At 66.7% G+C, this 12346-nt stretch carries 10 protein-coding genes and 2 pseudogenes; 9 read left to right on the top strand and 3 right to left on the bottom strand.

What is annotated here, in order from left to right:
* A partial coding sequence (locus tag CKO28_RS23965; RefSeq protein ID WP_200343418.1) for a TM0106 family RecB-like putative nuclease occupies positions 1-865 on the bottom strand: 865 nt, incomplete at its 3' end.
* A gap of 223 nt (positions 866-1088) precedes the next feature.
* On the opposite strand from CKO28_RS23965, the gene CKO28_RS23960 reads away from it, so the two are divergent.
* A complete protein-coding gene (locus tag CKO28_RS23960; RefSeq protein ID WP_200343417.1) occupies positions 1089-2507 on the top strand; it encodes an IS1380 family transposase in 1419 nt (472 codons plus the stop codon).
* 225 nt (positions 2508-2732) lie between these two features.
* Here the strand turns inward: CKO28_RS23960 and CKO28_RS23955 are convergent, their stop codons facing one another.
* A complete protein-coding gene (locus tag CKO28_RS23955; protein ID WP_200343416.1) occupies positions 2733-3515 on the bottom strand; it encodes a hypothetical protein in 783 nt (260 codons plus the stop codon).
* 72 nt (positions 3516-3587) lie between these two features.
* On the opposite strand from CKO28_RS23955, the gene CKO28_RS23950 reads away from it, so the two are divergent.
* The 8 genes and pseudogenes from CKO28_RS23950 (at position 3588) to CKO28_RS23920 (ending at position 10807) form a co-directional block, all read left to right on the top strand.
* Positions 3588-3842, top strand: coding sequence for a WGR domain-containing protein (locus CKO28_RS23950; protein WP_200343415.1), 255 nt, complete (start codon positions 3588-3590; stop codon positions 3840-3842).
* 75 nt (positions 3843-3917) lie between these two features.
* Positions 3918-4445, top strand: a complete 528-nt coding sequence (locus tag CKO28_RS23945) for a 3'-5' exonuclease (protein WP_200343414.1) — start codon at positions 3918-3920, stop codon at positions 4443-4445.
* The gene (locus CKO28_RS23940; RefSeq protein ID WP_242480786.1) at positions 4442-5029 is read left to right on the top strand and encodes a tyrosine-type recombinase/integrase; all 588 of its coding nucleotides are present in this window, start codon (positions 4442-4444) and stop codon (positions 5027-5029) included. Before CKO28_RS23945 ends, CKO28_RS23940 begins: the two co-directional genes overlap by 4 nt.
* Before the next feature lie 9 nt (positions 5030-5038).
* A pseudogene (locus CKO28_RS23935) lies at positions 5039-5584 on the top strand (YecA/YgfB family protein); the annotation flags it as partial.
* 42 nt (positions 5585-5626) lie between these two features.
* Positions 5627-5722 (top strand): annotated as a pseudogene (locus tag CKO28_RS29665) (SEC-C metal-binding domain-containing protein); the annotation flags it as partial.
* 27 nt (positions 5723-5749) lie between these two features.
* Positions 5750-7921, top strand: a complete 2172-nt coding sequence (gene recD2 / locus CKO28_RS23930; RefSeq protein ID WP_200343411.1) for an SF1B family DNA helicase RecD2 — start codon at positions 5750-5752, stop codon at positions 7919-7921.
* Between the two features lie 427 nt (positions 7922-8348).
* Complete coding sequence (locus CKO28_RS23925; RefSeq protein WP_200343410.1) at positions 8349-9677, top strand: lipopolysaccharide biosynthesis protein; 1329 nt, start codon at positions 8349-8351, stop codon at positions 9675-9677.
* Positions 9674-10807 (top strand): CDP-glycerol glycerophosphotransferase family protein, encoded by a 1134-nt coding sequence (locus CKO28_RS23920; RefSeq protein WP_200343409.1) that lies wholly within the window; start codon positions 9674-9676, stop codon positions 10805-10807. The genes CKO28_RS23925 and CKO28_RS23920 overlap by 4 nt, the downstream gene beginning before the upstream one ends.
* Before the next feature lie 3 nt (positions 10808-10810).
* Here the strand turns inward: CKO28_RS23920 and CKO28_RS23915 are convergent, their stop codons facing one another.
* Complete coding sequence (locus CKO28_RS23915; RefSeq protein WP_200343408.1) at positions 10811-11782, bottom strand: sulfotransferase; 972 nt, start codon at positions 11780-11782, stop codon at positions 10811-10813.
* Positions 11783-12346 lie beyond the last annotated feature (564 nt).

The following is a 12346-nucleotide window of genomic DNA, read 5'->3' as shown; positions in this document are numbered from 1 at the left end:
CGGCTTCGCGGCCGCGGACCTGGAGGGCGGCCTGGGTGCGCAGGCGGGCGAACGTGCCGTCGGCCATGCCGGGCACGCGCGCGCTCTCGTCCTGGGCGGCGAGGGCGGCCACCGTGTCGATCCCGGCGCTACGGAGCTTGGCGATCTGGCCGCGGCGGATGTCGGCGACCTGGGTCAGGTGGTCCCGGTCGACCCACTCGGCCCGACATCGCTCGCGCCAGGGGCAGAGCGGGCACGCCGGCACCGGTTCCGGGTGCGAGACCGCCGGCGGATCGGCGAGGTAGGCCTCGAAGCGCGCCCGGGCCCGCCGCCAGTAATATGCGATGCCGGCGAAGCGCAGCGCCTCCCAGCTGCCGTCGCCCAGGACCAGGTGCATGTCGCGCGGCGTCGCGCCTTGCTCGGCGGCGAGCAGATCGGCGTAGCAGGCGAGCTGGATGGCGTGACGCGCGGACGCGTGCCTGGCGAGCTTGGTGTCGACGGGCTCGTAGGCGAAGCCGCCGGGTGCGTCGGGCGTCTCAACGCGCCACAGGAAGTCCGCATGGCCGTGCCAGGGCGGTTGCAGGAGGGTGGCCTGGTAGATGACCTGCACGCCGCTCTGCAGGGCTTCACGGGTGGCCTGTGCGCGATCTTCCAGAGCGGTGTCCGCCGGGATCGCCGTGACGGTGTAGCGGGCCTTCAGGTCGTCGAGGAAGGCGCGCTCGTGAGCGTGGCCGTGATCTTGGATGAGCGCCATCTGCGGATCGTCGGCCGCGCGCTCGAGCGGCTCGTTCAGGGCCTTGAGATCGAGCCAGGTCGCGTGCAAGCAGCCCAGGAAGCGGAGCAGGTCCGAGGGGGCGCAGAGAAGGTTACCGTGGCGGCGGTGCATGAAGAAGGCTCGCTCGATATACGTTCCGCTCCCGGGCCGGCTGGCGAAGCACAAGCATTACGCTAAACGATACGAGGTCAAACACCGAGAGAGGCATTGCTGTCGGAGGCACTGGAACCCGCGTAATTCGCTGAGAGGGTAGTAGCGGGAGGTGGCGTGACCTCGGAAGCCCCTGTTACCGGGGCTTGTGGGAAGTCCAACGAAACATGCCGAGGTTCACGCCATGAGTGAGCGTAGGCATCTGCTGACCCCTTCGTTCAACCGGTCAGTTCAAGTGGAGGGGCGCGACGAGCGCCTGGGCACCGCCGGCGGGGCGGTGCTGCTGCGCGAGATCATGCAGCTCAGCGGGCTACGGCGGTTTCTGGCCGACCGGCTGCAGGATCCGCGCCGGCAGGCGGCGATCTGGTATCCCATCGAGGAGCTGGTCTGTGCCTACCTTATCCTGATCGCCCAGGGTTGGCGCCACGGACAGGATGCCGACCGGCTGCGTCACGCGCCGGCGCTGTGCATCTCCGCGACCCAGACGCGTGGACCAGCGGCCGTCGACCAGCCCCTGCCGTCGCAGCCGACGCTGTCGCGCACGCTCGACATCCTGGCCCGCGGCGACAACCGCGCGATCCTCGCCGAGGCGCTGGCCGCCCTGGCCGGGACCGGCCTGAAAGCCCGGCGCCGCGGTCATCGCAAGCGCGCGATCACGATCGACATCGACGGTCTGGCGTTCCCGGTCGAGGGCCATCAGCCCGGCAGCGCCTGGAATGGCCACCACGGTTGCCGCTGCTACGATCCGCTGATCGCCAGCAGCGCCGAACTCGGCGACATGCTGGGCGCGGCCTTACGCCCGGGTAACGCCGGCAGCGCCGCGGGCGCGAAGCCGTTCATCCTCGACGTCGTCGAGCGCGCAGAGCGTCATCTCTGCCAGGTTGCGCTGATCCGGCTGGATGCCGGGTTTCCCAGCGAGGATCTCCTGGCAGCGTTGGAGGCCAACGGCACGCCGTATATCGCGCGCCTGAAGGCCAACTCGGCGCTGGACCGCCTCAGCGCGCCCTACCGCAAGCGCCCGCGCGGGCGCCCGCCACACGAGCCCCGGCTGTGGTGCTTGGACCTGTCGTACCAGGCCGGCCCCTGGTCAACGCCGCGCCGGGTCGTCCTGGTGCTGAAGGAGCGTGCGGAAGACCGCGAACTGGACCGGTTCTACCTGGTCACCAGCATCGCGCCCGAGCGCATGACGGCCGAGGAGATCCTGGCGCGCTACCGTCAAAGAGGCACGGCGGAAGCTCACATGGGCGAATTGAAGGAAGTCTGCCATCCCGCGCTGTCCGCCACGGATCGCCCGAAGACCCGCTACGCCGACCGCCCGGTTGTCAGTGCCGGCCAGCTGCCCAGCCAGGCGTTCGCCCGCAACGAGGCGCTGCTGCTGCTCAATCAACTGGCCTACCAGGTCCTGCACATCGCCCGGCGCGCCCTGGAGACCGCCCGCGGCGAGGGTGTCAGTTTGCACTGGCTGCGCCGCGCCCTGCTCGTCATCGGTACCCGCGTCGTCACCGGCGGTCGGCAGCTGAAGGTCATCATCGAGAACCGGTTCGCCGATCTCTGGGTCGCGGTGATCGAGCTCCTGTATCGTTGGCGCTGGCCACCGCCATGACCACGGTAGCCGCGACATCAGCGACACATCGAACACTTGGCGAGCTGGCCGAGGCAGATGGCCACCACCGCTAACGGCCCCAACGGACTCGCAAAACGTGTCGTGCCGGCCGCCGCCTCGCGCCCGCCCGCACTTGGGACTCGTGGCGTTTGAAGCTGGCGCGGCGCGGACTCGCGTCGCTATTCTACGGCCGCGCGTCGTTGATTGGCAGGTCCGGGCAGCGAATTAAGCAGGTGGAAGACTCCTCATGTATTGAAGAAACCTGTCGGCAAGGTCCCTTCTTTCGAGCCACTTCTCATATTTTTCATCGGTGACGTCGATCACGCACCACTGAAGCGACCCTCTTTGAGAAAACCCGCGTGGCACTGTGTGGTGTCGCTGAGAGTCCTTTGGATCATACGTTTCGATCTTTTCAGGGACGTCGCTATCGCCTTCCCGGGCGAACCTGAGAGGTGCACGTAGCTTATTGTCTTTTGCGATCTGGTACTTGGCCAGTGGGATGCGGACGTTGCCTATGTCACGAAATAACTCCATGTCCATCAGGTTTGGCGAGTACTCTTTCGCAGACCGAAGCACCTCGTAGACACTTATGATCCACATCTCCGACCATCCTATAAGGATGTTTAGTGACAGATCAGGGGATGAGTTGGGCATAGCCTGCTTCGCAAAGTCCTCACCAAGCTCATCTTCCATACTTCGAATTACAAAATCCAGATGGCCAGAATTTTCGGCATTAACCGCGGCGTGCGCTGCAGGAATAGGAAGCCGATGCTGCAACTGAGCGTACTCGGTATGCAACGCAGAATGACGTTCCAACGCGACTCGATACGCATACTCTAAAATCGATGAAACTCGAGGAGTATTCGGGTCGTCACTCATCGCAGAGCAGTCTTTTCCAAAATGGCATTTTAGCCAACCACAAAAGCCTGACATATCTTCGCGAATACTCCAAGCAGCGTTGCGCTGAAACACTATTGGTAATTGTGTTTCACCGGCGCCCGCGGGCATGGTAGGATTCCCAGGACGTTAGAAGAAGTGCCCCGGCTCGTCGGGGCCTTTTTCGGGCTCAGAGTGAAACAAATGTCGGATGTTACGTTTCAAAGCGATGCCGCCGATCTGATCCGCATCGAGAGCACCAGCAACAAGCACCGTTTCTACCGCTGCGCCATCTGGCCCGGGCTGTTCGGCGACGTTTCCCTGGTGCGCGAATGGGGCCGGATCGGTGAGCCCGGGCGAATGCGGCTCGACGCCCAGCCGGACACCCTGGCCGCCCGCGGTAAGATGCAGGATCCCGTCCGGCGCAAGGAGCGCAAGGGCTACCGGCGGATCGCATGACGGGGGAGGGGGCCCGGAACGCTCCGACGGCCCTGGGATCCGGATGCGTCGACCCGGGTGCAGGACAGTGACGCGATGACGCTTTACCTCGACACCGAAACAACCGGTTTGCGGCCGCCGCACGACGATCTTGTCGAGGTCGCCCTGATCGATGCCCGCGGCGAGCGCCTGATCGACGAGGTCTGCCGCCCGGCCGAGCGGTGGATGCGGAGCGGTTGGCCCGAGGCCCAGGGGATCCATGGCATCGCGCCCGAACATGTCGCCGATGCCCGCCCGGCCGACGCCGTGCGCGCTGACGTGGCCGACCTCGTCGCCGGCGAGGATCTCGTGATCTACAACGCCCGCTTCGATCTCGGATTCTTCGAAAGTCAGTTGCCGATCGCGTCCGCGCACTGCGCCATGCTCGCGGCCGAGCGGTTCTTCGCCTGGTACAAATGGCCCAAGCTGATCGAGGCCGCGGGCTGGATCGGCTACGATTGGGACGCCGCCGGCAACCCGCCGCACCGGGCCGCCGGCGATGCGCTCGCGGCCCGGGCGGTCTGGCAGCACATGTGCGCCCATGGATGGCCCGGCGGGCCGCACGTCGCGAGGCCAGGGGCATGACCGCCGAGGGTCTGCAGCTCTACGACGCCCAGGGCCGGCGCAAGTACATGACCGCCGACGAGCGCGCGCGCTTTCTGAGCGCGGCCGAGCAGGCGCCGCGGGAGACCCGCACCTTCTGCCTCACACTTTGTTACACCGGATGTCGGATCAGTGAGGGCCTCGCGCTCACGGCTGACCGCGTCGACCTGGACGCCGGGGTGGTGATCTTCGAAAGCCTGAAGCAGCGCCGGCCGGGGCGCTACCGGGCCGTGCCCGTGCCGCCGGCCGTGCTCGACGCCCTCGATCTGGTCCATGATCTGAAAGCCCTGCAGCGGCGTGCGTGGACCCGGAGAACGCGGCTCTGGCCGTGGAGCCGGCCGACGGCCTGGCGGCGCGTCGCCGGCGTCATGCGGCAAGCCCGGCTGGACGGACCGCAGGCGACCCCGACAGGGCTGCGGCACGCCTTCGGCGTGCAGGCGGTCACGAAGGGCATCCCGCTGAACATGGTCCAGAAGTGGCTGGGTCACGCCCAGCTCAGCACCACCGCGATTTACGCGGACGCCGTCGGGGCCGAAGAGCAGGAGATCGCAAGCCGGATGTGGTAGGAGGCACGCATGACGGACGATGAGCTGATCGAGCCGACCGGCGACTTCAACGAACTGGCCGCATTCCTGGACAGCGAAGACGCGCCCGCGGAATGGATGTGGGCCTCGGTGCTGGATGGTTTTTTAGCCGGCATCGTCGTCAGCCCCACCCGGATCAGGCCGGGCGAATGGATGCCGATGATCTGGGGCGACGCTCCGTTCGAGTCCGAGGAGCAGGGCCAATGGGTGCTCGCCGCCGTCATGGCCCGCTTCAACGAGATCAACCAGTTCGTGCGCCTAGAGCGAGAACAGCCCCCGGCGTTTCACTTCGACAGAGGCCCCGACGGCGAGCCCAGTATGCGCGGCTGGGCGATCGGCTTTCTGAAAGCGCTCAGTCTACGCGAGGATGCGTGGGTGCCGCTCCTTGAGGATAAAAACGGCCGTCAGCTGGTGGCACCTCTGTTCTCGTACATGACGAACGCCAACGGCGACCCTGTGGTGACGGTCGACGACGTCCCGGCGGACGAACTGGACTCGTACCTTGTGACGGTCATGCCGGATCTGATCCGGGGGATATACGCGTTCTGGGAACTACGTGAGCCATCCGAGCAAATGGAACCACCGGCACCGCCACGTCGCCGCAAGGTTGGCCGCAACGAGCCCTGTCCGTGTGGCTCTGGCCGCAAGGCCAAGCGCTGCTGCGGGGCCGGATGACCCGGCCGGACGCAGGGTAAAGCGGCTGTGGCGCCGGACCAGGCCACCCAGGAGGTCCTCGCGGGCTCGGTGGAGCGCGTGACGTTCCACAACCCCGACAACGGCTTCTGCGTCCTGCGTGTGAAGGCCCGCGGTCACCGCGACCTGGTCACGATCGTCGGCCACGCCGCGGCGATCTCGGCGGGTGAATGGATCAACGCGACCGGCACCTGGGTCAACGACCGCACCCACGGCCTGCAGTTCCGGGCACGCTACCTGAAGGCGGCCGCGCCGACCTCGCTCGACGGGATCCGCCGCTACCTCGCCTCCGGCATGATCCGGGGTATCGGCCCAGTCTACGGCCGCAAACTCGCCGACACGTTCGGCGAGGCCGTGTTCGACGTCATCGAGAAAGAGCCGGCGCGCCTGCGCGAGGTGGACGGCATCGGCCCAATCCGCGCCCAGCGGATCACCGAGGCTTGGGCCGAGCAGAAGGTCGTGCGGGAGATCATGCTGTTCCTGCACACCCACGGCGTCGGGACAGCCCGGGCGGTGCGAATCTACAAGACCTACGGCGCCGACGCCGTCCAGGTGATGTCGGAGAACCCGTACCGGCTGGCCCGCGACATCCGGGGCATCGGCTTCGTCACGGCGGATCAGATCGCGGAGAAGCTGGGGATCGAGAAGACCGCGATGATCCGCGTGCGCGCGGGCATCTCCTACGCTCTGGGCGAGGCGATGGACGAAGGCCACTGCGGGCTGCCGCGGGTGGAGCTCGTGCCGCTGGCCGAGCGGCTCCTCGAGGTTCCGGCGGAGCTGATCGAGAGCGCGCTGGGCGACGAGCTGGCGGAGGGCAACGTCGTCGCAGACGCCGTCGACGCAACGGATTGCATCTTCCTGGCGGGGTTGTACCGCGCCGAGCGGGGCATCGCGGAACGCCTGCGGGCGATCATGGCAGGGTCGCTGCCCTGGCCGTCGATCGACACCCAGAAGGCGATCGCATGGGCAGAGCGCCAGGCGGGGGTGACCCTCGCCGACGGCCAGAAAGAAGCAGTGCGGACGGTCGTGGCCAACAAGGTGACGGTGATCACCGGCGGCCCGGGCGTGGGCAAGACCACGGTGCTGAACAGCGTTCTGCGGATCCTGGCCGCCAAGGGCACCAACCTGAAGCTGTGCGCGCCCACCGGCCGGGCGGCCAAGCGGATGAGCGAGACGACCGGGATGGCCGCCCAGACGATCCACCGCCTGCTGGAGACGGATCCCAAGACCGGCGGCTTCAAGCGCGACGAGGAGCGACCGCTTGCCGCCGACGCCGTCATCCTCGACGAGACGTCGATGGTCGACGTCCGGCTGATGTACGCGCTCGTGAAGGCGATCCCGGACGCCGCGGCGTTGGTCCTGGTGGGGGACGTCGACCAGCTCCCCTCCGTCGGGCCTGGCCAGGTGCTGGCGGACCTGATCGCCTCCGAAGCCGTGCCGGTGGTGCGGCTAACGGAAGTGTTCCGCCAGGCCGCGCAGAGCCGGATCGTCACCGCCGCCCACCGCGTCAACGCCGGCAAGGTGCCGGACCTGCGGCCGCCGGACGGTGACAGCGACTTCTACTTCGTGCCCGCCGACGATCCGGAGACGGCCGCCGCGCGCATCGTCGAGGTGGTGAAGACCCGCATCCCGCGGCGCTTCGGGCTGGATCCGGTGCGCGACGTCCAGGTGCTGTGCCCGATGAACCGCGGCGGGCTGGGGGCGCGGTCGCTGAACGTCGATCTCCAGGCGGCGCTGAACCCGGACGGCGCGCCGGTGGTCGAGCGCTTCGGCTCGAAGTTCGCCCCGGGCGACAAGGTCATGCAGATCGAGAACGACTACGACAAGGAGGTCTACAACGGTGACCTTGGCTTCGTGACGGGCGTGGACACGGACACCTCCGAGCTCACGGCCGACTTCGAGGGCCGGGCGGTGGTGTACGGCTTCGGTGAACTGGACGCGCTCGTGCCGGCCTACGCGGCGACGATCCACAAGGCGCAGGGATCGGAGTACCCGGCCGTGGTGATCCCCGTGACCACCCAGCACTACCCGATGCTGCAGCGGAACCTGCTCTACACCGGGATCACACGGGCGAAGCGGCTCCTGGTGATCGTCGGGCAGAAGCGCGCGATCGGGATCGCGGTTAAAGGCACGGGCGAGCGGAAGCGATGGTCGCGGTTGAAGGGGTGGTTGGAAAAATGAGCCCGAGGGCCCGCGATGTTAGTGACTGATCAGCCGGGGTGATCAGCCGGGGCGGCACCGGTCCGCCTTTTCGGCCGCTTTACGATGGGCTCCCGACGCACCCTGCCGACAGGATATCCGCAGGGATGGGCCAAGAGCCGACGGTGAAGGGTTTTCAGTCGGACATGCAAATGGCACCCGCGTTCCAATCTCTCCGGGTTTTACAACGCGAGACGGTTGTGTATAACTGTTGCAGCGGAGGAGCTATCAGCTTGACCCTAGGTTGTGCGCACTTTCTTGAAACTTGGGTCATCCCATGGCTTTGATTTAGAAGCATAACCTACCCGTCGCATGTCGAAAATCGGGAAATACATCTAAAGGATACATCTAAAGGTTGGTCATGCCAGCGTTATTACGATTTCCATTTCGCGCTCGATGGGCATCACCTTTGAGTCTCCTCGTCGACCCGTTTCGCAAAGCCTCATTTCTTTTAGGCGGGCAGACAGCAAGCGGCGTGCTCACACTCGGTGCCTTGGCGCTGTCTTCGCGCGCGTTGGGCATCGTTGACTTCGGCGTGCTGATGTTAATCCATGGAACGACGCAGACGATTGGGCAAATCGTCCGTTTCCAATCCTGGGAACCGATACTGCGATACGGCGCCCAGGCGCGGGAAGCGGGCGATGTGCCGCGCCTGCACAGGCTGCTGGCGTTCAGCTTCGGCCTTGACGTGTTGGCGGCTGTTGTCGGGCTGCTGGTGGTGCTCGCGGCGATGGGCCCGCTGGCGGCACTGTTCGAAATCTCCGCCGCCCACCAGGACGCCGCGCGGCTGTACGGCACCGGTGTGGCGCTGATGGTGCTGGGCGCCGCGCACAACGGCACGCTGCGGCTGTTCGACCGCTTTGATCTGGTGGCGGTGCAGAGCACCCTCGCCCCAGCGGTGCGGTGCGTCGGCGCGGCGGTGCTGTTCGCTGCCGGCGGCGGGCTAACGGCGTTTCTGGTGCTGTGGTTCGTGGCGCTGGCCGGCGCCCGGCTGGGGCTTGTGGTGCTGGCGTGGCGGGAGCTGTTTCGGCGCGATCTAGTGCGCGACTTCCGCGCTGGGCTGGACCACCGCACACTGAACCCTGAGCCGGGCATCTGGCGGTTCGTGGCCGGCACCAACGTCGCCGGAACGCTGAACTTGGCCAACACGCGCTTGCCGCTGCTCATAGTTGGTGCCATGCTTAGCCCTGCAGCGGCGGGGTTGTACCGCATCGCCGAGCAGTTCGCCGACCTCCTGGTCAAGCCTAGCCACAAGATGCTGGCGCCGGCGATCTACCCGGAGCTGGCGCACCTCTCCGCCGCCAACAAACCCGGCAAGCGGCGGCGGATGGTGTTGCGCTCGGCCGCGCTGGCGGGCGGATTGGCGCTGGTGCTGTTCTTTGTGCTGGCGGCGGCGGGCAAGCCGCTGATCATGATGATCGTCGGCGCGGATTACGCGCCGGCGCATCTGCCGATGGTGTTGCTAACGGCCGGCGGGGTGCTGGCAGCGTGGGCGTTCCCGCTGGCGCCGCTGCTGTCGGCGGCGGGGCGCGTGCGGAGCCTTGTGATCGCGCGCATCGCGGCAATGACCGGGTATCTCGCCGCCATGGCAGTGCTGGTTGACGGCTGGGGGCTCGTCGGTGCGGCAGCGGCGATGGTGGTGCACGGCGCGGTGACCCTTGCCGGGCTGGGGCTGGGCGCGCGCAACGTGCTGGGAACGGCGCGGCCCGCGGATGTGCAGCCTGCGGAGCAAGCATGATGCGTGTCGGCTTCCTGCTCAACCACGAGGCACCGCACCAGGTGCTGCACGCAGCCCCCGTCGCCGCCGGGCTGTCGCGCCGTCACGGGCACGCGGTGGTGCTCCTGACCGCCGGCCCGGCGGTGGAAGCGGTGCTCGAGCGGGTGCTGTCGCTGTACCCGGACCACCGCTGCCGCAGCATTCGGCTGGCGGTGCCGACACCGGTGCGCTGGGGCGCCGCGGCACTCAAGCCCGCGGTGCATGCGGGCAAGGCGGCGCGGCTCAGGCTGAACCGGGACAAGCTCGCCGCGTGTGACGCGGTGGTGACGCCGGAGAAAACCAGCCTTGCCCTGCGCGACGACCCGGCGCTGCGGCATCTGGTTATGATCCACACCCGCCACGGCGCTGGCGACCGGGCGGTGGGGTTCGACGCCCGGGCTTCGCGGTTTGACTTGGTGCTCGCCGCCGGCGAGAAGGTTCGCGAGCGGCTGATCACCGAGGGCGGCGTGGCGGCCGACCGCTGCCGGGTGGTGGGCTATCCCAAGTTCGACGTGGCGCCGCAGCTGGCGCGTCCCACGCGGCCGTTCGCCGACGACCGGCCGGTGGTGCTCTACAACCCGCACTACAGCAACCGCGAGAGTTCGTGGCCGCGCTGGGGGCGGCGGGTGCTGGATTTTTTCCGCGAGAGCCCGGCTTACAATCTGATCTTCGCCCCGCACCCGGTGCTCTACAGCCGGCCGCTCAGGCACCGGGCGCGGCCGCTGCAGCGCTGGCGGGGCCGGCACGGCATCCACGTCGACACCGGCAGCGATGCGTGCTTCGACATGAGCCACGTGCTGGCGGCGGACATCTACCTAGGGGACGTCAGCAGCCAGGTGTACGAGTTTTTGTGGCGGCCGCGCCCGTGCGTGTTTCTAGACGCCCACGACCTAACGGGGAGCGAGCCGGCCGCGAACCTCGCCATGTGGCGTGCCGGCGAGGTGGTGCGCGACATCGACCAGCTTCCCGCGGCGCTCGACCGCGCCCGCGGCGCGCCTAGCGCCTACCGCGCCGAACAGGATGCACTGTTTGCCGCAACCTTCGACCACGATCCCGACACGCCCGCCGGCGCGCGCGCCGCCGACGTCATCGCCGGTTTTCTGCACAGGTGACGCCTAGGCGGCATCGCGGGCGGTGCCGGGGGCAGTGCCGTCCGCCGGAAGCGGATAGCCGTGGCGGGCGAGGTCCAGGCCCAGCTCGGCCTGCAGCGCGGCGTTGCTGTCGGCGTAGGCGGCGGCCAGTTCGTCGCGCAGCGCCGGGCCCAGCAGCCGGTCGGGCGTGACCTTCGGCCCGGCCAGCGGCGTGCGGTTGAGCTGCTGCATGATGACCTCGTTGACCTTGCGCGGCATCAGCGGCAGGGCGGTGATCGCATTGGCGGCGTCGCCGACGGTGACGACGTTGAGCATTCGTGCCGCCTGCGCCGTCCTCGTGCCGTAGGAGATGTTGGTCGCGCCCAGCTCCAGCGCATCGATATCGGCCTCGAGCCCCAGATCGCGGCACATGCGGGCGAGGAACGCCCGCGGGTCGTCCCTGAAGTCCTCGTACAGGTAGATGTGGACGTTGCCCGCGCCGAACACCGCGCGGTAGTGGCGGATGAGGCGGTGGTATTCCAGGTGCTCCAGCCGGAACATGGGCTTCTTGAACGGCTTCGTGCGGTAGCGCCGCTGGTAGTGGTACGGCCACAGAAAGCGCCGCACGGACGCCGTGCCGCCGCGGCGGATGTATTGAAGGTAGGTGGCGGTGATGGCGTCGAACTGGTGGCGCAGGGTGATGACAATCTGCGCATCGGGGAACGTGTCACGCAGCCGGAACGCCACGTCCTTGGACAACGCCTGCAGCAGCCCAGCGTTGCCGTAATAGCCGACCAGCGCTTCCTCGCAGATGATGGGGCGCGCGCCTTCTGGGATGTCGAGCGTGTTGTGCGCTTCATCGGCATCAAAAGTGAACGCCGATGGGCACAGAAACGCGCGTCGAACATTCTGGCGCGGAATATAAACCCCGTTTTGCACAATTGGATAGAAGGTTTTCTGAAACCAAGTGGTTGCAGTCTTGTGGTAGCCAACGTGGATCACTGGCAGCCTTGTCATTACGCCGATAGCTCCATTGAGGTGTCTTCAGACGCACTTATGCGCACTTATGCGCACTTATGCGATCATACCGTAATCCAAGAGGTCTTAATGGACCATAAGATCCGGAGGAAAATAGTGGCTTTTAAGCACTATGGCGCTGAAAATGCATTCTGATCTGGGATTCTGACAGCTGAAGACCATCTTTTATAGGCGTCCCGCGCACGAGGTCGTCACCTCTAAAAGGTCTAAAAAGCGCGTTACGGCGCAGCTATCACCAGTTCAACTCGGGGATCAACCTACCGGGCAGCCGGGCCGAAACGCCAGCCGAAATTCATTTGCAGCGTCGAAGAGCCCGCTTTTGTGAGCTGGGTTACACCTTCGCGTGTCAATATAGGGACATTAACAGTTTTTTGCGAAATGCCTTGGTGAGAAACGCAAACCATCTTGACCGCTCTGGGTCATCCCTGGCCCATCGGCGCCGGCTGAGCCGCGTCCGCTGCCGAAGGTACACCCGTCCAACAGATAAGATTTCCTGCCGGCAGCCTCAGACCACAAGCCCCGTCTGCCTTAATCGACTGTAGG

Origin of the sequence: Rhodovibrio sodomensis (assembly GCF_016583645.1) — a bacterium.
Taxonomy (GTDB): domain Bacteria; phylum Pseudomonadota; class Alphaproteobacteria; order Kiloniellales; family Rhodovibrionaceae; genus Rhodovibrio; species Rhodovibrio sodomensis.
This window is presented reverse-complemented; position numbering and strand designations above follow the sequence as displayed.

Coding starts and splice junctions, on each gene's coding strand:
- CKO28_RS23945 (WP_200343414.1), top strand. CDS start 3,918: ATGACGCTTTACCTCGACACCGAAACAACCGGTTTGCGGCCGCCGCAC.
- CKO28_RS23915 (WP_200343408.1), bottom strand. CDS start 11,782: ATGACAAGGCTGCCAGTGATCCACGTTGGCTACCACAAGACTGCAACC.
- CKO28_RS23940 (WP_242480786.1), top strand. CDS start 4,442: ATGACCGCCGAGGGTCTGCAGCTCTACGACGCCCAGGGCCGGCGCAAG.
- CKO28_RS23955 (WP_200343416.1), bottom strand. CDS start 3,515: ATGCCCGCGGGCGCCGGTGAAACACAATTACCAATAGTGTTTCAGCGC.
- CKO28_RS23920 (WP_200343409.1), top strand. CDS start 9,674: ATGATGCGTGTCGGCTTCCTGCTCAACCACGAGGCACCGCACCAGGTG.
- CKO28_RS23950 (WP_200343415.1), top strand. CDS start 3,588: ATGTCGGATGTTACGTTTCAAAGCGATGCCGCCGATCTGATCCGCATC.
- CKO28_RS23960 (WP_200343417.1), top strand. CDS start 1,089: ATGAGTGAGCGTAGGCATCTGCTGACCCCTTCGTTCAACCGGTCAGTT.